The organism is Cypionkella sp. (genome assembly GCF_034376685.1).
Taxonomy (GTDB): domain Bacteria; phylum Pseudomonadota; class Alphaproteobacteria; order Rhodobacterales; family Rhodobacteraceae; genus Cypionkella.
The window spans coordinates 1-20,281 of record NZ_JAXMJJ010000065.1; the positions used below are offsets into that span (position 1 = coordinate 1).

The window sequence follows — 20,281 nt, forward strand, 5'->3', positions numbered from 1 at the left end:
GCGCGCGATTGCCGCGGGTTTCGGCATCCAGTCCGATCTAGCGGCAGGCCCGGCGCTTGCGCTTGGCGCGTCGGAATCCACCCTGATCGAGATGACCGGTGCCTATGCGGGCATCCTCAACGGCGGCTCGGCGGTGACCCCCTACGGCCTGATGGAGCTCAAACTCAAGGGTGAGGAAGAAAGCCTGATGGGCGCGGGCGGCGGTATTGGCGAGCGGGTGATTTCAGAAAACGCCGCCAAACTGCTGACCTATATGATGGCACAGGTGATCGACAGCGGCACCGGCGGACGCGCACGGCTGGATGGTCGCCCGGCGGCTGGCAAGACCGGCACCACAAGTGCTGCGCGCGATGCGTGGTTCATCGGCTTTACCGCCGATTATGTCGCGGGCGTCTGGATCGGTTATGATGACAACACGCCCCTGAAAGGTGTCACCGGCGCGGGCCTGCCCGCCGAAATCTGGCATGAGGTGATGAGCCGCGTCGAAGACGGCATGCCTGTCAAAGAACTGCCGATGATCATTCCAGAACCGCGTCTGCGCCCGAACCCCGGCAATGCCTCTAACCAGCCGGTGGACCCGAACGCGCAGTTCAACGATCCCAATGCGCAGTTCAATCAGGCTCCGGCAGAACCCTCGGTGCCCTTGATGAACCCCAGCGATGATCAGGTCGAAGCCTTGCTGAAAGACATCCTGAACAGCGGCAACTGATCGGCCCATCTTTGGGCTTGATCCGGTTTCAGACAGGCCTATCCTGTCCTTGTCTGAAACAGGTTCAGCGCGGGAAGGTTGGCCCGCCCCCGCACAAGCCGGGTCCTTCCGTCGCAGATGTGACGGCCCAAGACTATCAAGGTGCGCGCATCCTGCGCGTGCCGATAGCAAGGGTATGAACATGAAACCGCGCATTTCCGTTGTCACACTGGGCGTTGCCGATCTTGAGCGCGCGCTAAACTTTTATCGCGATGGGCTGGGCCTTGCCACCGAAGGCATTGTCGGGCGTGAATTCGTCCATGGTGCCGTGGCGTTCTTTGATCTGTCTGCCGGGCTGAAACTGGCGATCTGGGCGCAAGACGATATCGTCCATGACACCGGTTTGTCCAAGCAACCGATCAGCCCCACCGCCTTCACCCTCGGCCACAACGTCCTGCACCGCGAAGAGGTTGACGCAATCCTCGCCGCCGCCCAGCGCGCGGGTGCCGAACTGGTCAAACCCGCGCAAGAGACGTTCTATGGCGGTTATGCGGGCTATTTTCGCGATCTGGACGGGCATCTCTGGGAAATTGTCTGGAACCCGGCGATGCTGCCGCAAGACTAGGACCGCGCGAAACCCTCCAACAAAAAAGGCGCATCCGATGGGATGCGCCTGATTTTTCGCAGAGATATTCTCAGGTCAGGCGGTCTTCAAATCGACAATCAGCTTGTCCAGATTGCCGCCGCGCTTGTCCAACATCGCGCCGATTTCGGTGCGCTCAGACGCCAGCATGTTGACGCCTTCGATGATGATGTTGAAGAACAGGTTGCGCCCCGATTTGTCCGACACATGCCAGCGCAGATCAAACGGCGCTTGTCCTTTCAGATGCGCCACCGAGATCACCTCGTAATAGCTCTTGATCGGGCGGGCATCGGTGACTTCAATCGAGCCGCCGATGAACTCGCGGAACCGCGCGCCATATTTACGGCTGATATAGCCCTGAAACGCCTTGGTGAAACTGCTCATCTGTGCCGACGAGGCCTTCTTCGCCGCCACGCCCAAAGCCGAGCGTGCAATTGTCGGAACGTCAGCATAGCGGCTGAAAATCCGCTCAAAATCGCCATACATCGCAGTCTGCGACTTGCCGCTGGCGATGGTGGTGTTGATCTCAGCCACAGCCTTGCCGATCATATCCTTGGCATCACCCACTGTCAGCGCCAGTGACGGCAGCGGCAAAGCCAACGCCACCGATCCCAACGCAAAGCCAGCCGCAAAGCGGCGACGTGACATCATTGAATGGTTATTCTGCATAGGGGTCCTCAAAGCTTTCATCCGAAGGGGCTTCACCCAACGTGTAGCGGCGGTTCTGCAAATACAACAGGCGGGCCTGCGCATAGGGGTCTGCGCTATCATATAGGATAGAATCCACCGTATCGCTATGACGAGCGCGTGATCCGACCATATCAATCACCTTCACCGCCGTCGCGACGTCGCTTTCTGGCGATTTCAGCACATAGCGCAGCGGATTGATCGCATAGTCGACAACCATCCCCAGCGTGTCACGCTCGGTCGAGGGCCCGACAATCGGCAACATCTGATACTTGCCCTCGCCGACGCCCCAGACATACAGCGTCTCGCCAAAGTCGGTTTCCTGCGCGGGCAGACCCAATGCGGTTGACGGATCAAACAGCCCGCCCACCCCCGCCGTGGTGTTGACCGCGAAGCGCAAGGTATTCGCCGCCGCCTTCATCAACCGCAGTTGCAGCACGTTGTTGACGATATCGCCCGGCGTATCGAGGTTGTTGGCAAAGTTATGCACCCCGGTCATCACCGGCCCCCGCCCGCTGCCCGCCACGCCCGACGCCGGCTGCAACACCGCTTTGTCGACGGCGACGTTGAACGCAAAGATCTTCCGGTTGAACGCCTCGCCCGGATCGTTCACCGCATCCGCGCTTGGCGCTTTGGCGCATCCCGCCACCGCAAGCACAAAGGCAATCCCGACACAACCAGCGGCAATTCGGCTGGCTGCTTCAAAAAGAGATGGAATCACTTGCGCCATACTTCTACATTCCCGCCAAGTTTCACGCGCCAAGCATAGATTTTGTCTGTGAAAGACAAGGGATAAGCGGCACAGTGATCCAAGACAACGGCCAAACGTGGCCAAGGGGTGACGCTGGATGATTTCCGCCGATCGTCTTGGCCCAAAAAATGGGCTGCGGGCAGGAACGGAGAAGGCGATGAGCCAAACAGATAACCGTCGTGGGGAAGCCGAGCTTCGCGCGGCACGGGCCGATCAACGTGGCCTGCTTTGGGCGGTAGCCCTGTTCTCGGTCTTCGCCAACGCGCTGCAACTGAGCGGCTCGCTTTACATGCTTCAGGTCTACGACCGCGTGCTCGGCTCGCGCTCAGAAGCCACCCTCGTGGCACTTTCGGTGCTGGTGACGTTCCTGTTCCTAAGCCTTGGCATTCTTGACAACGTCCGCGCCCGCGTCATGGCCCGCATCGGCGCCAAGATGCAGGATCGGCTTGATCGCCGGGTGTTCTCGGCCGCGCTGCGCCGCCTGACCCTGCAACCGAACGAGCCCACCGCCATCGCTGCCCAGCGCGATCTGGAGGCTATCCAGCGGCTTTGGGCCTCGCCCGTCCTGCTGGCGATGTTCGATCTGCCATTCATGCCGCTGTTTTTCATCGCGATCTACATCTTCCACCCCTATCTCTTCGTGCTCTCGCTGATTGGCGGCGTCATCCTTGTCATCGTCACCATCCTGAACCAGCGCCTCACCCTCGCCCCGCTGAACCGCACCAACAACCTCACCCTCGGGGCGGAACGCATGTCCGACCTGATCAAAGGTGAATCCGAAACCGTTCAGGCCCTTGGCATGACCTCGGCCACCTTTGACCGCTGGCAAAAAGCCCGCAGCGCCGCGCTTGCCGCCAGCATCAAGGCGGGGGATCTGGCGGGCAGCTTCGGTGGCATGACCCGGACGTTCCGGATGTTTCTGCAATCGGCCATGCTGGGCCTTGGCGCCTATCTGGTGCTGCAAGGCGAACTGTCTCCGGGCGCGATGATCGCAGGCTCGATCCTGATGGGCCGCGCGCTGGCCCCGGTGGAACAAGTCATCGGCCAATGGGCCATCGTCACCCGCGCCCAAGAGGCCAACCGCCGCCTGTCCGACCTGCTGACAAAAATGCCGGAAGAACCGCCGCGCACCGCCCTGCCAAAGCCGAAAGCCGTGCTCGAGGCGCAAAACCTCACCGTGATCCCGCCCGGCGAACAGCAAGCCGTGCTGCGCGCCATCAACTTCCGACTAGAGCCCGGTCAGGCTATGGGCGTCATTGGCCCCTCAGGCGCTGGCAAATCCACTCTTGCCCGCGCGCTGATCGGTGTGTGGAAACCCGCAGGCGGCAAAGTCCGCCTCGATGGCGCAACACTGGATCAATACGATCCCGACGTGCTCGGCGGCTATATCGGCTACCTTCCGCAACGTATCACCCTGTTTGATGGCACGATCGCCGAGAACATTGCCCGCCTGCAAGACCACGCCGATCCCGCCAGAATCGTCGACGCCGCCAAACGCGCGGCCGCGCATGAGATGATCATCAAACTGCCGGAAGGCTATGACACCCGCATTTCACAAATCGGCGGTCGTTTGTCCGGCGGCCAGATCCAGCGCATCGGCCTTGCCCGCGCGCTGTTCAACAACCCGGTGATCCTTGTGCTGGATGAGCCGAACTCCAACCTCGACAATGATGGCACGATTGCGCTGAACACCGCGATCCGCACCACCAAAGAAGCAGGCGGTGCCGTGTTGATCATGGCGCACCGTCCCGCCGCCATTCAGGAATGCGAGTTGCTCATGGTTCTGGAAGACGGCATGCGCCGCGCCTTTGGCCCCCGCGATGCCGTGTTGCGTGAGATGGTGAAGAACCACAGCCAGATCACCCAGGCGACAGCCCCCGGAGGCGTATCATGAGCCAAACTCCCGCCCCGGTCAGCCCCACCGCAGTGGCGCCACTGGCAGCCACAGCCAATCCACCGTCAAGCCTCGCCCCCGCTTGGTCGGCCAGCCGCCCCGTCATCCTTGGTCTGATCACCGTCGCCGTTCTGGTCATCGGCTTCGGCGGCTGGTCTTTTATGACCGAAATTGACGGCGCTATCGTCGCCTCGGGTCAGGTCGAGGTTGAACAGAACAAGCAAGTGGTGAACCACCCTGATGGCGGTGTCGTCGCCGAAATCGCGGTGAAAGAGGCGCAGGCGGTGAACGCCGGCGATCTGTTGATCCGGCTTGACGGCAGTCTGTTGCAATCCGAACTTTCCATCATTGAAGGCCAGTTGTTCGAAACGATGGCGCGCCGCGCCCGTTTGGAAGCCGAGCGTGACGACGCCGAAGCCCCCAGCTTTACCGGCGAACTGGCCGAGCTTGCCAAAACCCGTGCCGATGTCGTTGAACAGGTCGAAGGCCAGCGCAAACTGTTCTTCGCCCGCAAGGAAAGCCTGGCGCGGCAAGGTGATCAGCTTGTCAAACGTGCAAGCCAGATCATGTCGCAGATCGAAGGCATCGAGGCTCAGATTAGCGCTCTGAAACAACAGCTTGTGCTGATTGAACAGGAACTGACTGCCCAGCAAACCCTGCTCGACAAGGGCCTTGCCCAATCCAGCCGCGTGCTGGAACTGCAACGCAGTCAGGCTTCCCTGAACGGAAGCATGGGCGAGTTGATCGCGTCCAAAGCCCAAGCCGAAGGCCGTGGCACCGAGATTGATCTGGAAGTGCTGCGCCTTGCCGCCGTGCGCCGGGAAGAAGCCAACACCCAACTGCGCGATCTTGGCCCGCAAGCGCTGGAACTGGTCGAACGCCGCCGCGCCCTGATCGAGCGTATCACCCGGCTGGACATTCGCGCGCCTGTGTCAGGGCTGGTGCTGGGCCTGCAGGTGACCACACCGCGCTCGGTCTTGCGCCCGGCCGATCCGGTGCTGTACCTGATCCCGCAGGATCGCCCCTTGGTGATTTCCGCACAGGTGCAACCGATTCACATCGACGAAGTTTATGTCGGCCAAAAGGTTCGGCTGGTGTTTCCGGCCTTCTCGGCCCGCACCACACCCGAGATCTTTGGCCATGTCACAACGCTCTCTGCCGACGCTTTGGTCGATCAGCGCAGCCAGATAAGCTATTTCCGCGCCGAGATTGTGCTCGACGATGGTGAAGCGGCCAAACTGAACGAGCAAACTCTGCTGCCCGGTATGCCGGTCGAAGCCTTCATCGAAACCGGCGCACGCTCGCCGATGTCCTATCTGCTGAAGCCCTTCACCGATTACTTCTCGATGGCTTTCCGCGAAGAATAAGAGGCTGCGCTCTGCGGCCACCGCCGGGGGTTCACACCCCCTATGCCATTGGTTCTCGGACCAATGGCAAACCCGTGGGATATTTGCGTACAGAGGATGTCAGAAAGATCAGAGTTTGCGGTCACGGTGGCGCAAATCGTTAAAAATCCCTTAACGTCGCCCAGTCAACTCATTGATATACAAAACAATAAAAAGGTCCCGAGTTGGGACCAAGCAAGCCTTGCCCCCGCCCCCGCCCGCGGGGTAGCCTGCCCACAAATCTGATCAGGAGCCGAATATGTCCAGCATCGAATCCCGCCTCGCCGAGCTTAACGTCACCCTCCCCGACGCCCCCGCCCCGGCTGCCAACTACGTCCCCTTCGTGCAGGTAGGATCGCTCGTCCATATCTCGGGCCAGATCAGCCAGACCTCCGCAGGCATGATCAAAGGCAAACTCGGCGCCGATCTGACGGTCGAAGCCGGGGCCGAAGCCGCCAAAGCCTGCGCGATCTCTCTGCTGGCCCAGCTGAAGAAAGCCTGCGGCGGAGATCTTTCCCGCGTGGTCCGCGTGGTGAAACTGGTCGGCTTCGTCAACTCCACCCCCGACTTCACCGATCAACCGAAAGTCATCAACGGTGCTTCCGATTTCATGGTCGCAGCCTTGGGTGACGCCGGCCGCCACGCCCGCTCCGCCGTCTCGGCAGCCTCGCTCCCCTTCGGTGTCGCGGTCGAGATCGAAGGCATCTTCGAGATCAACTGATGCGCGTCCCCCTGCCCGCCGCTTTCCTATCCGCCCCCCTCGCCCACCGCGCCTATCATGACCGCAGCCTCGGCCGCCCCGAGAATTCTCGCGGTGCGATCAAGGCCGCGATCGCGGCGGGCTACGGGATTGAGATTGATCTGCAACTCTCCAGCGATGGCGTCGCGATGGTGTTCCATGATGAGGCGCTGGATCGGCTGACCGCGCGCACCGGCCCGATCAAACACCATACCGCTGCCGCCCTTTCCCAGATCAAGCTGCGCGACTGCGATGAACCCGTCCCGACACTGGCCGAAATCCTCGCCCTCGTCGCGGGTCAGGTTCCGCTGCTGATCGAGATCAAAGACCAGACCGGCACCATGTACGACACCGATGCCCGCCTGGAGGCTGCCACCGCGACCCTGCTGGCGACATACCAAGGCCCTGTCGCCGTGATGTCCTTCAACCCGCATTCCATCGCCCACATGGCGCGCCTCGCGCCACACATCCCGCGTGGTCTGACCACATCGGCCTATGACCCGACAGACTGGGCCCCGCTGCCGCCCCAAACCTGCGACCGCCTCCGCGAAATACCCGATTACGACCCCACCCTTTCCAGCTTCATCAGCCACGAAGCTGCCGATCTTCCCCGCCCCCGCGTCACCGAGCTAAAAACGCAAGGTGCCGCAATTTTGTGCTGGACGATCCGCAGCCCTGTGGCCGAGGCCGCAGCCCGCAAAATCGCGCAGAATGTCACCTTTGAAACCTACGCCGCCGCCCTTCCAGCTTGACGAAATCTTCCGTCAGACCATCTTCACCTTGGCGAAAATACTTAGGGCGGTCTGGGGTCTAACCGCCCCCAAACCTACCGCAAAAACAGGCGGATGATGCAAGCAGAGCTCCTCAACGGCATGGCCGACCTGACTGCGGCCGAGTGGGATGCGCTTGCCTGCCCGGAACCGGGCCGCCCGCTGGATCCCTTTACCACGCATCGGTTTTTATCTGCGCTGGATCGCTCGCACTCCACCGGCAAAGGCACTGGCTGGCAGCCGCGCCCGCTGATCCTGCGGGACGAAAGTCCGATCGCCGCCCTGCCGCTTTACGTCAAATCCCACAGTCAGGGCGAGTATATTTTCGATCACGGCTGGGCGCAGGCATTAGAGCGCGCGGGCGGCAGCTATTATCCGAAACTGCAAGCTGCCGTGCCGTTCACCCCGGCCTCGGGCCGACGATTTCTGGGTGATCCCACTTTACGCGAAACGCTGCTGGAAGCCGCCATCGGCCTGACCGATCAGAATAATCTGTCCTCTCTGCACATCACCTTCTGCACCGAAGACGAAGCCGAGTCGCTGGCGGGCAAGCATGGCCTGCTGCACCGGATCACCCAGCAATTCCATTGGCAAAACCGCAGCTATGCGACGTTCGATGATTTCCTCGCCGATCTTTCCAGCCGCAAACGCAAGATGATCCGCAAGGAACGCGAAACCGCTCGCGCCTCTGGCCTGACCATCCGCACCCTGACCGGAAATCAGATTGAACCTGCGCATTGGGACGCATTCTGGATCTTTTACCAAGACACCGGCAGCCGCAAATGGGGCACGCCCTATCTGACCCGCGCGTTCTTCGATGAAATTCAGGCCACGATGCGCGAGGATGTGCTGCTGGTGCTAGCCTTCAATGGGGAAACCCCGGTGGCCGGGGCGCTGAATTTCATTGGCCGCGACACGCTATATGGCCGCTATTGGGGCTGTATCGAAGATCACCCCTGCCTGCATTTTGAACTCTGCTACTATCGGGCCATCGACTGGGCGATCAGCCACGGCCTGTCGCGGGTCGAGGCGGGGGCGCAGGGTGAGCACAAACTCGCACGCGGCTATCTGCCGATGCCGGTGCATTCGCTGCATTATATTGCAGATCGGTCTTTCCGTAACGCCGTGGCGCGATATCTTACAGAAGAGCGCCGTGCGGTGGATCATGAGATTGAAGTGCTGACCACTTACGGCCCGTTCCGCCGGGTAGACTCGGAAGATTGAAAAGGAAGCGTCATGGCTGAGCTGTTAAGCACCGAAGATCGCGCCGTCCTACCCGCTTTAGGCGAAACTGGATGGGGGTCGGTTCCTGACCGCGATGCGATCCGCAAGGTTTGGAAATTCAAGAACTTTTCCGAAGCCTGGGGCTTTATGACCCGCGCCGCTTTGGCCGCAGAAAAGTTGAGCCATCACCCGGAATGGTCAAACAAATACAATATCGTCGATGTCACGCTGGTCACGCATGACTGCAACGGCCTGTCGGCTTTGGATATCACGCTGGCCAAACAGATGGACAAAATTGCAGGCGGCGCGGAGGTGATCCACAACCATTCCGAGCCGATTTCCTGCCTGTGCGAAAGCCGCGCAAACCGGATCGCGTGAGGTGTGTGACTCTGCATTCACATCAATACGAATGCAGAGTCACATATCAAATCAGATCGCCGCCAGCATCGCTTCGCCGCCGGAAATATCGCACTGGCCCGCGTTTTCTTCGGCGTGCAGCACTTTCACCACGCCATCCACCGCATACAGAGCATAGCGTTTCGAGCGGTCAAAGAAGCCGATCGCGGGCACCGAGAACTCCATGCCGATGGCTTTGGTGAAGCCCGCATCAACATCGCCCGCCATCGTGATGCCAGCCGCATTGGCACCTGTCGCATCTCCCCATGCCTTCATCACGAAAGCATCGTTGACCGAGAGGCAGATCACCTCATCCACGCCTTTGGCCGCAAGTTTCTCCTTGGTGCGGATAAAGCTGGGCACATGCGCGCTGGTGCAGGTGCTGGTATACGCGCCGGGCAGCCCGAAGATCACCACGTTGCGCCCGGCCAGCTTTGACGCCAGCGAAACCGCCTCTGGCCCATTTCCGCCCATGATCTGCAAAGATGCATCCGGCAGTTTGGCCCCAACAGAAATCGTCATATTCTATCCCTCTCGCGTTGCGTTACCTGTCCTGCGGGATATAGGGTCCGCGCAAACATTCGACCAGAGGAAGTACGCATGACTGACGTCGTTGTAATCGGGGCCGGGCAAGCCGGGGCCGCGCTGGTGGCAAAACTGCGCGCATTGGGGCATCAGGGCAGCATCACTTTGATCGGGGATGAAACCGCTCCGCCGTATCAGCGCCCGCCTTTGTCCAAGGCCTATCTGCTGGGCGAGATGGAGGAAGAACGGCTGTGGCTGCGCGGCCCGGATTTCTACACCGAACACAACATCACCTTGAAATTGGGGCATAAAGTCTCGTTGATTGAACCGATCACCCGCAAGGTGGTGATCGGCAATGACATGATCCCCTATGACGAGTTGGTGCTGACCACCGGGTCTTATCCGCGCCGCCTGCCTAGCAATATCGGCGGCGATCTGGCCGGAATCTACACCGTGCGCAGTCTGGCCGATGTCGATGCGATGAAGGTCGAATTTGCGCCGGGGCGGCGCTTGGTGGTGATTGGCGGCGGCTATATCGGGCTTGAAGCCGCAGCGGTTGGCGCGAAACTGGGCCTTGATGTGACGGTGGTTGAGATGGCCCCGCGTATTCTGCAACGCGTGGCGGCCCCCGAAACCAGCGATTATTTCCGGGCTTTGCACACGGCGCATGGCGTGAAAATCCTCGAATCGATGGGGCTTGAGAAGATCTTGGGCGAGGGTCGCGTTACTGGCGTGCGGCTGACCAATAGCACTGAACTGCCCGCCGATTTCATCATCGCGGGCGTCGGGATTCTGCCCGGCACTGGCCTTGCCGAGGCCGCGGGTCTGGCGATTGAGAATGGCATCAAAACCGACGAATTCGGCCGCACCTCGGATCCGCATATCTGGTCGGCGGGCGATTGCGCCAGCTTTCCGCACAAGGGCGGGCGCTGGCGGTTGGAATCGGTCGGCAACGCCATCCATCAGGCCGAAACTGTCGCCGAAAACATCATGGGCGCGGGTCTGGCCTATGAGGCGCAGCCGTGGTTCTGGTCGGATCAATACGACTGTAAGCTGCAAATCGCTGGGCTGAATGTCGGCTATGACAACATCGTCACGCGCGGGCCGGATGGCGACAGCGTCAGCTTCTGGTATTTCCAGGGCGATACCCTGCTGGCCGTCGATGCGATGAATGATCCGCGCGCCTATATGGTGGGTAAACGCTTGATCGAGAATGGAAAATCACCCTCGAAAGCCGCCTTGGCAGACCCGGCAACCGAGTTGAAAGCCCTGCTGAAAGCATGAGGATCATCGGCGGCAGCGCGCGGGGTTTGCATCTGACTCCGGTGGGGGAAGGTGATGCGAAAGCGCATCTTCGCCCCACCTCAGACCGCGTGCGCGAGTCGATTTTCAACCTGCTGATCAATGGCGGTTATGGCCATCCCTTGCGCGATGCCCGCGTGCTGGACGTGTTCGCGGGCACAGGCGCGTTGGGGTTAGAAGCACTGTCGCGGGGGGCGGCTTCGGCAGCTTTCCTTGAAAACGGTGCTGCGGCAACCGCGCTTCTGAAGCGCAACATCGCGCTGATGCGGGCCGAAGACCGATGCGACATCCTGCGCCGCGATGCCACCAAGCCGGGGATCAATCCGGGCGCGGCCTTCGACGTTGTTTTCCTCGATCCGCCCTATGGCAAGGCAATGGGCGAGGCGACGCTGGCCGCGTTGGCGTCGTGGCTCGCCCCGGAAGCCCTTGTGATTTGGGAAGAAAGCACAAAGCCGATCCCCCCCGCCGGATTTGAACTCCTTGACCAACGCAAATATGGCGACACGCTTGTCACCCTGCTGAAAGCCCCTGCATGACCCCCAAAGCTGTGATTTTCGACTGTGACGGCGTGGTCGTTGACAGTGAGCCGATGCTGTTTGATCTGCTGGCCGCCGATCTTGAGCAGCACGGCCTGCCGATGGCGGTAGAGACGCTGCACCACACCTTTCTGGGCATGACCCTGCAAGGCTTGCGGGAGAAAGCCAATGCGATGGGGGCAAGCCTGCCAGCTGACTGGTGTGATGATTTCTACACCCGGCTTTATGCGCAACTGCGGCTTGGCACGCCGCTGATCCCCGGAATTCTGACCGTGCTGGATGCGTTGGACGCGGCGGGGATTCCCTATGCGATGGGCTCGAACGGCTCGGCGGAAAAGATGCAGATCACTTTGGGGCAGCACGGGCTGATCCCGCGCTTCAAGGGGCTGTTTTCAGGGCAAACTTTGGGCAAACCCAAGCCCGCGCCTGATCTTTACCTGCACGCCGCCGCAGCGCTTGGGGTGGCCCCAAATGACTGCATTGTGATCGAAGACAGCCCAACAGGTGCGCGCGCCGCGCGTGCGGCGGGGATGCGCTGCATGGGCTATGCCCCGGATGGCAATGCCGCACTGGCCGCAGAGGGCGCAGTTCTTTTCAGCGATATGAAGGACTTACCGAAACTTCTGGGGTTTTAACCCCAAGTCGGATGGAACTTGCCTGCGGGCGACAAGGTGAAGATCTCGCAGCCCGTCGCCGTCACGCCAACGGAATGCTCGAACTGCGCCGACAAGGATTTATCGCGGGTCACGGCGGTCCAGTCGTCCGCCAGAACTTTGGTTTCAGGACGGCCCAAGTTCACCATCGGTTCAATGGTAAAGATCATGCCTTCTTCCAGCACCGCCCCCGTCCCCGGACGCCCATAATGCAGCACATTTGGCGGCGCGTGGAACACCCGGCCAAGCCCGTGACCGCAGAAATCGCGCACCACAGACATGCGGTTGGCTTCGACATAGCTTTGAATGGCATAGCCAATATCGCCAAAGGTATTGCCCGGCTTGACCGCCGCAATCCCGCGCATCAGCGACTCGTGCGTCACTTCGATTAGCCGCTCCGCCTTGCGCGGCACAGCGCCCGCCACATACATCCGCGAGGTATCGCCAAACCAACCGTCAACGATCACCGTGACATCGACGTTCAGAATATCGCCATCCGCCAAGACCTTGCCGCCGGGAATCCCGTGGCAAACCACATGGTTGACGCTGATACACGAGGCGTGCTGATAGCCCTTGTAGCCAATCGTCGCTGAAACCACACCGCGCCGTTCAATTTCTTCACGGATGAAATCGTCGATCACCGCCGTGGTCACCCCCGGCTTGACATAATCTGCAACCATATCAAGAATTTCCGCAGCGCAGCGCCCTGCCGCGTGCATGCCTGCGAAATCCGCATCTTCATAGATGCGGATGCCATTCTTGGTGACGCGGCCACGGATGTCTTCCACGGGTAATCCTCCGGTTTGGCCTTAAATAAGCGATGCGTTGCGGCTTTGCCAGAGGCGGAGTGCGCTTGGCTCTTGCCGGGCTTTTTGCGGGCTTTATCTGTGCATACAGCAAGACACACGCGGCGCTGGCCTGTTGCCCCGGCTTTGGCTTATGGTTCGCGAAAGAAGAAGGAGCGTCAAATGCCCAATCCAACAGCTGCGATGCTGGTGATCGGTGATGAAATTCTGTCGGGTCGCACCCGCGATTCGAACCTGCATTACATCGCCTGCGAGCTGACCAAGCACGGCATCACCTTGGCCGAGGCGCGGGTGGTGGCGGATGATCATGCCGAGATTGTGGCGGCGGTGAATGCATTGCGCGCCAAATATGACCATCTGTTCACATCGGGCGGCATTGGGCCGACGCATGACGACATCACCGCCGACGCCATCGCCGACGCGTTTCAAACCCCGATCAGCCACCGCGCCGATGCGATGGCGTTGATGACCGCGCATTACGAACGCCAAGGCTTGCCGTTCAACGAGGCGCGGCAACGCATGGCGCGGATCCCGGATGGCGCGGTGCTGATCGAAAATCCGGTGTCGATTGCTCCGGGCTTCACGTTGGAAAACGTGCATGTGATGGCCGGGGTGCCGAAGATATTCGAGGCCATGCTGGCTTCGGTTCTGCCCAATTTGACGGGCGGTCCGCCGCTGCTCAGCCAGAACCTGCGGGTTTTGCGCGGTGAGGGAGAGATTGCCGCGGACTTCGGCGCGCTGGCCGCCGAATTTCCCGATCTGTCGATGGGGTCTTACCCGTTCACCCAGAACGGCGCTTATGGCACCAATCTGGTGATCCGCGGCACCGATCCCGGCAGGGTCAGTGCCGCGATGATGCGACTGACGGAGTTGTTCGGATGACGCCGGAACAGCTTTTGGCGGTGATGGAAGCCACTTGGGGCCCGGCCTCGACTGAACGGCTGGGGCCGTGGACATTGCGCAACGGCTTGGGCGGCGGCAAACGCGTATCGGCAACCACAGCCGAGGGCGATTGGCAGGACACCGATATTCCGCAGGCCGAAGCCGCAATGGCGGCGCTCGACCAGCCGTCGCTGTTTTTGATCCGTGAGGGCGATGGCTTGCTTGATCAGGCGCTGATGGCACGCGGGTATCGCATCGTTGATCCGGTGGTGGCCTATGCCGCGCCGGTTGCCGCGCTGGCGCAACCGCCCCAGCATATGACGACCTTCCCGCATTGGCCACCGATGGCCATTGCCGCTGATCTGTGGGCCGAAGGCGGCATTGGCCCAGCGCGACTGGCGGTGATGGACCGGGTGCTGGGGCCAAAAACCACCATCCTTGCCCGCGCGCAGGATCGCGCCGCAGGCACGGCCTTTGTCGCGATCCATGACAGTATTGCCATGCTGCATGCACTAGCGGTCACGCCAAGCCAACGTCGGCAGGGTTCCGCGCACAACATCTTGCGGGCAGCGGCGCTATGGGCGCAAGACAATGAGGCGGATACTCTGTCTCTTGTGGTCACTGTCGCCAATGATCCCGCCCGCAGGCTTTATGCTTCCTTTGGCATGGAGGTTGTGGGACAGTATCACTATCGACAGAAATGAGCCCAGAAGAGGCCAGAACAAGTGGAAAAAACCGCGTTTCGAGTGGCCTGTGCCTTGGTCGCCGCCAGTTTTGCAGCTTTGCCTGCAAGTGCGGCCCCCCTGCTTGCGCTGCAATTTCCCGGACCATCTGAAACCACCTTGCAACGCGCAGAGGCACTGGCCTCGTTTCGGCTGGCGGTGGGACCGTTTCAGGATGGCAAGATCGCCACGCAACTGACCGAGGGCAATCTAGAGCAAAGCGCGTGGCGCATTGCCGATCCAGACATCTCGACGCTGGCAATGACCCAATCGCTGCGCAGCCAGATTGCCGCCGCTGGCTACAAGGTGATCTTTGAATGCGAGACCGAGGCCTGCGGCGGCTATGATTTCCGCTATGGCACCGAGATTTTGCCCGAGCCTGACATGCATGTCGATCTGGGCGATTTCCGCTATATCGCGGCAGAACGGGCAGGGCCGCTGGGGGTTGAGTATCTTGGCCTGATCGTCAGCCGCTCACCCGACACCGGCTTTGTGCAACTGACCCGGATCGGTGGGGCCGCGACACCGCAGGTGGCAACCTCGACCAAAACACCCGAGCCCGCAAAGCCGGGCACTTTCGCGTTGAAACCCGCCCCAGTCGCTGCGGCCCCGGATGATCTGGGCGCAGCGCTTGATCTGGGCCAGTCGAAAGTGCTGGAGGATCTGGTGTTCAGTTCCGGCACCTCAACGCTGAGCGAAGGTGAATATGCCTCTCTGAGTGCGCTGGCGGCGTGGTTGAAGGCCAATCCGCAGCAGGTGGCAATGCTGGTCGGCCATACCGATGCTTCGGGCGGGTTGGCAGGCAATACCGCGCTGTCGAAAAAGCGCGCGGAAAGCGTGCGGCAAACCTTGCTGACCCGCTATGGCGTGGCAGCAGCCCAGATAACGGCCAACGGCGTCGGCCCTCTGGCACCGCGCGCCAGCAATCAGACCGCAGAAGGCCAGCAACAAAATCGCAGGGTCGAGGTTGTTCCAACCTCGACCCCTGAATGACTTACTCTGCTTGCTTCTGCGTTTGCTGCGATCAGAAACCCGATCTTACCACAGATCAGGGCCCTTATCGAGATAGCGACGCGCCAGAAAGTCGATGAAGGCGCGCACTTTCGGCTGGGTGAAGCGGCCCGGCGGATACACCGCGTAGATGCCAAGGGTCTCTACCGGAAGGCCGGGGATCGCTTCTTCGACCTGACCGTTTTTCATCGCATCTGCATACAGAAAACTGGGCAGATAGGCGATGCCAAGGCCGGAAATCGCCGCGTTCAGCAGGCTTTGGCCATCGTTTACCGTCAGCCACCCCGCCGTGCGCACTTGCCGCTTTTCCCCCGAGGGCGCAGACACTTTCCACACATTGCCATTGGCCTGGTTGGAGTAATGCAGCAGCTTGTGATCATTCAGATCGTCGATTTTCAAGGGCCGGCCGTATTTCTGGAAATACGACGGGCTGCCGATCATCCGCTTGGTGGTATCGGTCAATTTGCGGGCGCGCAGTGAGCTGTCTTCAAGCTCCCCAACCCGAATGGCCATATCAAAGCCCTCCGAGATCAGCTCGACATAGCGGTTGTTCAGCACCATGTTGACGGTGATGTCGGGGTATTCCAGCAGGAAATCCCCCAGGATCGGCGACAAAAGATTGACGCCAAAATCTGTAGCAACCGAGATCCGCAACAGACCCGAAGGCGCAGATTGCATCGAGGTCACCAGCGCATCGGCCTCTCCCGCATCGTTCAGCACGCGGCGGGCGCGGTCGTAATAGGCAAGGCCGATCTCGGTCGGAGAGACGCGGCGGGTGGTGCGGTTCAGAAGCCGCGCACCTAAGCGGGCCTCCAGCGCAGAGACGTGTTTCGAAACGGCAGATTTCGAAATCCCCATCTTCTTCGCAGCATCGGTAAAGCCGCCTTGGTCTACGACCGTGGCAAAGGCTTCCATTTCAGTGAGTCGGTCCATTGTTTTCCCCAAGCGAGCAGAGTGGGCAGATAAGACCTTATTGAGAGTCAAATCGGGCAGGATCGGGGCGCGCTTGCGTCCTATCCGGGGTAAAAAGGCGGATCGTTCATGGCACGGAAACACCGGAGCGTGGTTCTAATGCCTGAAACCGCCTTAATTCTCGAACTGCAACCGCGAGATCGCACCGCCGTCGGCTGCGTTGAACAGGCTCAGCTTGCCAGACAGTTGCAGTGCAAACTGCCGAGCGATGCTGATGCCAAGGCTTTTTGAGGTGTCCACATCAAACCCATCTGGCACGCCCTTGCCTGAATCATGCACATCCAGCGTCACCAGATGGCCCCCGCCCTCACGCGGCTCTTGTGACAGTGAGATGGTGATCACCACCGCACGCACTTCGGGGCCCGGACTGTGCTCGACCGCGTTCATCAGCAGTTCACTGACGATCAGCCCCAGCGGAATCGCCTTTTCATGCACCACCTGCACCGGGGTCAGATCGAACTTCAGCGTCACATTGGCTCCGGCACCTGCCGCATCGATGGTATCCGCCGCCATATCTTGAATGAAATCCGCCACCGCGACCGATTGGATATTTGGCGAATGCAGCCGCCGTTGCAGCCGCGAGATCGTGTCAATCCGCACCTGCGCCACCGACAGCACCTGCTTCGCCTCGACATCTTTGGTCTGCCCAGCCTGCAAGCGCAGCAAGGCGGCCACCGTCGCCAGATTGTTCGACACCCGATGCTGCAATTCTGAGAACATCAAAGCGCTTGATGTCGCCAGATCATCGCTGCGCTGTTGCGCCGCCCGCAACCGTAGCAGCGCCTGCTTCACCGCGCTGATCAGCAGGATTTCTGTCAGCACAACCAGCGTAAAGAACCCCATCGCCACTGCGGAAGCACCGTTCAAGCTGAGCGACTCAATTGGGGTGATGAAGAAATAGCGTGCCGCCACACCACTGGCGATCGCCACCACCACGCCCGAGCGCACCGATGCGAACGCCGAGGTCAGCAACACCGCCGGAAAGAATGTCAGAAACGGAAAGCCGGGCGGCAGGATAGGATCGGCGACAAACCGGATATACAGCGCCAGCGCAAAGCCACCTGTTGCAAAGACAGCCTCATACCACAGGCTATGCTTGGCCAAAGTCATCTCAGTGAGACGTGCCAGCAGACCCGCCGACGCGGTGCCCTGTGAAGACCACCCCTGCGCAGAGGTTTCTATCCCGTCCATTGCCCGACAACCTTGTATCTAAAGGCGCTTCATATGCGCGTCCGATCGCATACATGAGGCAAATTCTGCAAGTTACAATAATTTATGGGGGTTCTGCGGATCAGGCGAGTCAACTCTTGGCGGAGTTCCGTGTGCAGGCCACACTTCGCTGAAATAGTCTGAAACATCGTGAAAAAAGGCCGCAGGGCGAACCTGCGGCCTTAGGTGGCCTTCAGGGAGGAAGGCGGGACAGCGCAGAAAACCAGGGTCAGAGTCGCGATTTGCCGTTCAACAGCCGCGCCACCAGCGAAATCACGAACAGCGCGAGGAAGATGAAGAACAGAATTTGCGCAATGCCGGCAGAAGTGCCTGCGATGCCGCCAAAACCCAAGGCGGCGGCGATCAATGCGATAACAAGAAATGTCAGGGCCCAGCTTAGCATGATGTTTCTCCTGTAAGGTTGAACAGCACTCTAACGGCTGTTGGGGATGTGATGAATCAACCCGCGCTGTGCGCTCTGGTTCCCCAAGATCCTGCCGTTTGTGGCAAACGGCAGGCTGCGGAATTTTCAGTCCTGCCAGATTTTTTCGGGAACCATTCGCAAGCACCCCGCGTTGTTCCCGCAGAGATGCGAAGGAAGGCACAGCTATGGGTCGAACGCCCGAGTCTTGCAGTCCCGTATCCCGGTGGCACGGGCTGCCCTGCCACTGAACGTTTCAAATGGGATCTGCTGCTTGACCGTCTGGAGCCCCTCCAGACGCCGGGCGGTGCTATGAGACAAAGGACAGATGATGAACGCGAATACCCTGAAAGAGACCGTCTCGAACGCGAAAAACGCTGCAGACGATGCCGCCGAGCAGGCAGCGGACAAAGCGGCACAACTGGGCCGCAAAGCGCGTGACAGCGCCGCCGAGGCTTTGGATGACGCGAAAGACCTGAGCCAATCCGCCGCGCGCAAGCTGAAAGCGCAGGCCGCCGAGGCTGCGGCTGCTGCCGAAGACCGTCTGGATGATCTCAGCGATGCCGCCCAATCGGGCCTTCGCTCGGCCAAATCCAAACTTTCCGATGGCGGCGACCGTCTGGCCAAGGCGTTGCATGATGCGGCGGATGGCACGCGGGCGGTTTCCGGTCGGGTGGCGAATGCTGTATCGACGGGCGTCGCAGATGTCGCCGAGCACCTGCATGCAAGCTCGATCAACGATCTGGTCACCAGCACCAAAGCCTATGCCCGCCGTCATCCCGGCACCGTGGCCGCTGGTGCCGCTGTGCTTGGTTTTGCGTTGGCGCATCTGATCCAATCGCAAGCCCGCAATCGCGGCCGCCGCGGATGAGCCCCTCGCCTGCACGCGGCACGGCCGTGCTGTTCAGCGATGTGCTGAGCGGCATGGACCGGCTGCTGCGCGGCGAAGTGGCGCTTGCCAAGGCCGAGGTGCGGCAAAACCTGCGCGCGGTGCGGCAAGCAGCGATGCAACTGGTCTTGGCGGTGGTGTTTGGCGTGATCGCGCTGAACCTGCTGGCCGGGGCCGCTGTGGCTGGCTTGGTGGCGGCGGGTTTGTCGTCAGGAATGGCGGCTTTGGTTTTGGGTGGTGTGGTGTTGTTGATTGCCTATGGCTGCCTGCATTGGGGGCTGTGGCTGCTTGACCCCGCACGCCTGCACCCAAAACGCACCTTTCACAATCTGGGCAAAGACTTGGCCAGTTTCAAATCGACGGCCCAATCCGAATAGGCCACGAAAAAGGAGAGCCTGATGCGAATGGATAATCTTGAACCCGATCTGATCGAGCGGCAGTTGCAGCAAGATCGCGCGGCGCTGAAAGCAGCGCTGGCAGCGCTGGGCGACAAATTTTCGCTGCCCGGTGTCGGTGGTGATCTGCTGGCGCATGCGCACAGCCTTGGCACTGTCGCACGGGCGCATCCGGCGCTGGTGTCTTTGGCCGGGGCGGGCTTGGCGTGGTATCTGCTGCGCCGCAATGGGGCCGCAACACAGACTGATGGCCTCAGCGGCACGGCTTTTGAAGCCCAGTCACGCTGGGAAGATGAAGGCGGCCCGGTTCAGCCCCTTGAAGACGAAGATTTCGACTGGATCGCCGAGGCCGAATCCCTGCGCGCGCAAGCCAATGCCAGCCTGCACAAGCTAGAGGCACTGGCGCTGGACGGGCTTGAATATGCCAAACAGCGTGGTGCCGTGTTGGCCGATCTGGCGCGCGATGTGCGCAAAGCGATGCGCAGCGGGTTGGACCAGCTTTCGACCGCCGCGCAAGATCGTGTTCTCGCCGCGCGTGAGGCCGCCTATGAGGCGCAACTTTCCCTGCGCGCCTCGACAGCCAAAGCGATCAACGAGCATCCAGTGGCCGTCACCGGCGCGGCTTTGGCGCTGGGGGCAGCGATCACGGCGGCCTTGCTGCGCCGCCCATCACAAGACCGCAAACTGGCGCAAGAACGCGACCGTTTGCTGGAAGAAACTCGGCGCCTGCTTGCGCATGAACGTCGCCGCGCCAGTGAGGCGATGGATATTCTGGCCGGAA

Annotated in this window: 24 protein-coding genes; 17 read left to right on the forward strand and 7 right to left on the reverse strand. The window is 60.8% G+C overall.

The window, feature by feature from the left end; all coding sequences use genetic code 11:
- Positions 1 to 709: penicillin-binding transpeptidase domain-containing protein (locus tag U1A24_RS12775; RefSeq protein ID WP_322322354.1), on the forward strand; the 709-nt coding region annotated here is incomplete at its 5' end.
- A 181-nt stretch (positions 710 to 890) separates the two neighbouring features.
- Positions 891 to 1,313: a VOC family protein gene (locus U1A24_RS12780; RefSeq protein WP_322322355.1), complete on the forward strand. Its 423-nt coding sequence runs from the start codon at positions 891 to 893 to the stop codon at positions 1,311 to 1,313.
- A 75-nt stretch (positions 1,314 to 1,388) separates the two neighbouring features.
- On the opposite strand, the gene U1A24_RS12785 is transcribed toward U1A24_RS12780, so the two are convergent.
- Together U1A24_RS12785 and U1A24_RS12790 are read right to left on the reverse strand one after the other, a co-directional pair.
- Complete coding sequence (locus tag U1A24_RS12785; protein ID WP_322322356.1) at positions 1,389 to 1,979, reverse strand: ABC transporter substrate-binding protein; 591 nt, start codon at positions 1,977 to 1,979, stop codon at positions 1,389 to 1,391.
- Between the two features lie 10 nt (positions 1,980 to 1,989).
- Entirely contained in the window at positions 1,990 to 2,739 is a 750-nt protein-coding gene (locus U1A24_RS12790; protein WP_322322357.1) for a VacJ family lipoprotein, read from the reverse strand.
- 187 nt (positions 2,740 to 2,926) lie between these two features.
- Here U1A24_RS12790 and U1A24_RS12795 point away from each other — a divergent pair, with 187 nt between their 5' ends.
- The 6 genes from U1A24_RS12795 to U1A24_RS12820 all read left to right on the forward strand — a co-directional run bounded on the left by U1A24_RS12795 (position 2,927) and on the right by U1A24_RS12820 (position 9,159).
- The gene (locus tag U1A24_RS12795; RefSeq protein ID WP_322322358.1) at positions 2,927 to 4,663 is read left to right on the forward strand and encodes a type I secretion system permease/ATPase; all 1,737 of its coding nucleotides are present in this window, start codon (positions 2,927 to 2,929) and stop codon (positions 4,661 to 4,663) included.
- Complete coding sequence (locus U1A24_RS12800; protein WP_322322359.1) at positions 4,660 to 6,030, forward strand: HlyD family type I secretion periplasmic adaptor subunit; 1,371 nt, start codon at positions 4,660 to 4,662, stop codon at positions 6,028 to 6,030. Before U1A24_RS12795 ends, U1A24_RS12800 begins: the two co-directional genes overlap by 4 nt.
- A 277-nt stretch (positions 6,031 to 6,307) precedes the next feature.
- Positions 6,308 to 6,769: a RidA family protein gene (locus U1A24_RS12805; RefSeq protein ID WP_322322360.1), complete on the forward strand. Its 462-nt coding sequence runs from the start codon at positions 6,308 to 6,310 to the stop codon at positions 6,767 to 6,769.
- On the forward strand, positions 6,769 to 7,539 hold the full coding sequence (locus tag U1A24_RS12810; protein ID WP_322322361.1) for a glycerophosphodiester phosphodiesterase family protein: 771 nt from the start codon (positions 6,769 to 6,771) through the stop codon (positions 7,537 to 7,539). The genes U1A24_RS12805 and U1A24_RS12810 overlap by 1 nt, the downstream gene beginning before the upstream one ends.
- 96 nt (positions 7,540 to 7,635) lie before the next feature.
- The gene (locus U1A24_RS12815) at positions 7,636 to 8,781 is read left to right on the forward strand and encodes a GNAT family N-acetyltransferase (protein ID WP_322322362.1); all 1,146 of its coding nucleotides are present in this window, start codon (positions 7,636 to 7,638) and stop codon (positions 8,779 to 8,781) included.
- Between the two features lie 12 nt (positions 8,782 to 8,793).
- Positions 8,794 to 9,159 (forward strand): 4a-hydroxytetrahydrobiopterin dehydratase, encoded by a 366-nt coding sequence (locus U1A24_RS12820; RefSeq protein WP_322322363.1) that lies wholly within the window; start codon positions 8,794 to 8,796, stop codon positions 9,157 to 9,159.
- 51 nt (positions 9,160 to 9,210) lie between these two features.
- Here the strand turns inward: U1A24_RS12820 and U1A24_RS12825 are convergent, their stop codons facing one another.
- Positions 9,211 to 9,699, reverse strand: coding sequence for a peroxiredoxin (locus tag U1A24_RS12825; protein WP_322322364.1), 489 nt, complete (start codon positions 9,697 to 9,699; stop codon positions 9,211 to 9,213).
- Between the two features lie 78 nt (positions 9,700 to 9,777).
- On the opposite strand from U1A24_RS12825, the gene U1A24_RS12830 reads away from it, so the two are divergent.
- Genes U1A24_RS12830 through U1A24_RS12840 form a run of 3 tightly spaced genes read left to right on the forward strand, consistent with a single transcriptional unit; the run spans position 9,778 to position 12,175 of the window.
- Positions 9,778 to 10,986 carry an NAD(P)/FAD-dependent oxidoreductase gene (locus U1A24_RS12830; protein WP_322322365.1) on the forward strand — a complete coding sequence of 403 codons (1,209 nt, stop codon included), beginning with the start codon at positions 9,778 to 9,780 and terminating at the stop codon, positions 10,984 to 10,986.
- Complete coding sequence (rsmD, locus tag U1A24_RS12835) at positions 10,983 to 11,540, forward strand: 16S rRNA (guanine(966)-N(2))-methyltransferase RsmD (protein ID WP_322322366.1); 558 nt, start codon at positions 10,983 to 10,985, stop codon at positions 11,538 to 11,540. The genes U1A24_RS12830 and rsmD overlap by 4 nt, the downstream gene beginning before the upstream one ends.
- On the forward strand, positions 11,537 to 12,175 hold the full coding sequence (locus tag U1A24_RS12840; RefSeq protein WP_322322367.1) for an HAD family phosphatase: 639 nt from the start codon (positions 11,537 to 11,539) through the stop codon (positions 12,173 to 12,175). The genes rsmD and U1A24_RS12840 overlap by 4 nt, the downstream gene beginning before the upstream one ends.
- Here the strand turns inward: U1A24_RS12840 and map are convergent.
- Positions 12,172 to 12,981, reverse strand: a complete 810-nt coding sequence (map, locus tag U1A24_RS12845; protein WP_322322368.1) for a type I methionyl aminopeptidase — start codon at positions 12,979 to 12,981, stop codon at positions 12,172 to 12,174. The two genes, U1A24_RS12840 and map, sit on opposite strands and share 4 nt — an antisense overlap.
- Positions 12,982 to 13,161: 180 nt before the next feature.
- On the opposite strand from map, the gene U1A24_RS12850 reads away from it, so the two are divergent.
- The 3 genes from U1A24_RS12850 (at position 13,162) to U1A24_RS12860 (ending at position 15,596) form a co-directional block, all read left to right on the forward strand.
- On the forward strand, positions 13,162 to 13,881 hold the full coding sequence (locus U1A24_RS12850; protein WP_322322369.1) for a competence/damage-inducible protein A: 720 nt from the start codon (positions 13,162 to 13,164) through the stop codon (positions 13,879 to 13,881).
- On the forward strand, positions 13,878 to 14,585 hold the full coding sequence (locus U1A24_RS12855; protein ID WP_322322370.1) for a GNAT family N-acetyltransferase: 708 nt from the start codon (positions 13,878 to 13,880) through the stop codon (positions 14,583 to 14,585). The genes U1A24_RS12850 and U1A24_RS12855 overlap by 4 nt, the downstream gene beginning before the upstream one ends.
- A 138-nt stretch (positions 14,586 to 14,723) precedes the next feature.
- Positions 14,724 to 15,596, forward strand: a complete 873-nt coding sequence (locus U1A24_RS12860) for an OmpA family protein (protein ID WP_322322371.1) — start codon at positions 14,724 to 14,726, stop codon at positions 15,594 to 15,596.
- A 45-nt stretch (positions 15,597 to 15,641) separates the two neighbouring features.
- On the opposite strand, the gene U1A24_RS12865 is transcribed toward U1A24_RS12860, so the two are convergent.
- From U1A24_RS12865 to U1A24_RS12875, 3 genes are all read right to left on the reverse strand, one after another.
- The gene (locus U1A24_RS12865) at positions 15,642 to 16,547 is read right to left on the reverse strand and encodes a LysR family transcriptional regulator (RefSeq protein WP_322322372.1); all 906 of its coding nucleotides are present in this window, start codon (positions 16,545 to 16,547) and stop codon (positions 15,642 to 15,644) included.
- Between the two features lie 153 nt (positions 16,548 to 16,700).
- Complete coding sequence (locus tag U1A24_RS12870; protein ID WP_322322373.1) at positions 16,701 to 17,777, reverse strand: sensor histidine kinase; 1,077 nt, start codon at positions 17,775 to 17,777, stop codon at positions 16,701 to 16,703.
- A gap of 247 nt (positions 17,778 to 18,024) precedes the next feature.
- Positions 18,025 to 18,198 (reverse strand): DUF1328 domain-containing protein, encoded by a 174-nt coding sequence (locus tag U1A24_RS12875; protein WP_322322374.1) that lies wholly within the window; start codon positions 18,196 to 18,198, stop codon positions 18,025 to 18,027.
- A 349-nt stretch (positions 18,199 to 18,547) separates the two neighbouring features.
- Between U1A24_RS12875 and U1A24_RS12880 the strand changes: the two genes are divergently transcribed.
- The 3 genes from U1A24_RS12880 to U1A24_RS12890 all read left to right on the forward strand — a co-directional run.
- Positions 18,548 to 19,087: a hypothetical protein gene (locus U1A24_RS12880; protein WP_322322375.1), complete on the forward strand. Its 540-nt coding sequence runs from the start codon at positions 18,548 to 18,550 to the stop codon at positions 19,085 to 19,087.
- A complete protein-coding gene (locus U1A24_RS12885) occupies positions 19,084 to 19,482 on the forward strand; it encodes a phage holin family protein (RefSeq protein ID WP_322322376.1) in 399 nt (132 codons plus the stop codon). Before U1A24_RS12880 ends, U1A24_RS12885 begins: the two co-directional genes overlap by 4 nt.
- A 21-nt stretch (positions 19,483 to 19,503) precedes the next feature.
- Positions 19,504 to 20,281: hypothetical protein (locus U1A24_RS12890; RefSeq protein ID WP_322322377.1), on the forward strand; the 778-nt coding region annotated here is incomplete at its 3' end.

What these genes read in the sequence shown, in the direction of transcription:
- U1A24_RS12820 (WP_322322363.1), top strand. Translation starts at nt 8,794, where the DNA reads ATGGCTGAGCTGTTAAGCACCGAAGATCGCGCCGTCCTACCCGCTTTA.
- U1A24_RS12870 (WP_322322373.1), bottom strand. Translation starts at nt 17,777, where the DNA reads ATGGACGGGATAGAAACCTCTGCGCAGGGGTGGTCTTCACAGGGCACC.
- rsmD (WP_322322366.1), top strand. Translation starts at nt 10,983, where the DNA reads ATGAGGATCATCGGCGGCAGCGCGCGGGGTTTGCATCTGACTCCGGTG.
- U1A24_RS12810 (WP_322322361.1), top strand. Translation starts at nt 6,769, where the DNA reads ATGCGCGTCCCCCTGCCCGCCGCTTTCCTATCCGCCCCCCTCGCCCAC.
- U1A24_RS12805 (WP_322322360.1), top strand. Translation starts at nt 6,308, where the DNA reads ATGTCCAGCATCGAATCCCGCCTCGCCGAGCTTAACGTCACCCTCCCC.
- U1A24_RS12830 (WP_322322365.1), top strand. Translation starts at nt 9,778, where the DNA reads ATGACTGACGTCGTTGTAATCGGGGCCGGGCAAGCCGGGGCCGCGCTG.
- U1A24_RS12840 (WP_322322367.1), top strand. Translation starts at nt 11,537, where the DNA reads ATGACCCCCAAAGCTGTGATTTTCGACTGTGACGGCGTGGTCGTTGAC.
- U1A24_RS12865 (WP_322322372.1), bottom strand. Translation starts at nt 16,547, where the DNA reads ATGGACCGACTCACTGAAATGGAAGCCTTTGCCACGGTCGTAGACCAA.
- U1A24_RS12855 (WP_322322370.1), top strand. Translation starts at nt 13,878, where the DNA reads ATGACGCCGGAACAGCTTTTGGCGGTGATGGAAGCCACTTGGGGCCCG.
- U1A24_RS12850 (WP_322322369.1), top strand. Translation starts at nt 13,162, where the DNA reads ATGCCCAATCCAACAGCTGCGATGCTGGTGATCGGTGATGAAATTCTG.
- U1A24_RS12800 (WP_322322359.1), top strand. Translation starts at nt 4,660, where the DNA reads ATGAGCCAAACTCCCGCCCCGGTCAGCCCCACCGCAGTGGCGCCACTG.
- U1A24_RS12815 (WP_322322362.1), top strand. Translation starts at nt 7,636, where the DNA reads ATGCAAGCAGAGCTCCTCAACGGCATGGCCGACCTGACTGCGGCCGAG.
- U1A24_RS12780 (WP_322322355.1), top strand. Translation starts at nt 891, where the DNA reads ATGAAACCGCGCATTTCCGTTGTCACACTGGGCGTTGCCGATCTTGAG.
- U1A24_RS12875 (WP_322322374.1), bottom strand. Translation starts at nt 18,198, where the DNA reads ATGCTAAGCTGGGCCCTGACATTTCTTGTTATCGCATTGATCGCCGCC.
- U1A24_RS12785 (WP_322322356.1), bottom strand. Translation starts at nt 1,979, where the DNA reads ATGTCACGTCGCCGCTTTGCGGCTGGCTTTGCGTTGGGATCGGTGGCG.
- U1A24_RS12880 (WP_322322375.1), top strand. Translation starts at nt 18,548, where the DNA reads ATGAACGCGAATACCCTGAAAGAGACCGTCTCGAACGCGAAAAACGCT.
- U1A24_RS12825 (WP_322322364.1), bottom strand. Translation starts at nt 9,699, where the DNA reads ATGACGATTTCTGTTGGGGCCAAACTGCCGGATGCATCTTTGCAGATC.
- U1A24_RS12885 (WP_322322376.1), top strand. Translation starts at nt 19,084, where the DNA reads ATGAGCCCCTCGCCTGCACGCGGCACGGCCGTGCTGTTCAGCGATGTG.
- U1A24_RS12795 (WP_322322358.1), top strand. Translation starts at nt 2,927, where the DNA reads ATGAGCCAAACAGATAACCGTCGTGGGGAAGCCGAGCTTCGCGCGGCA.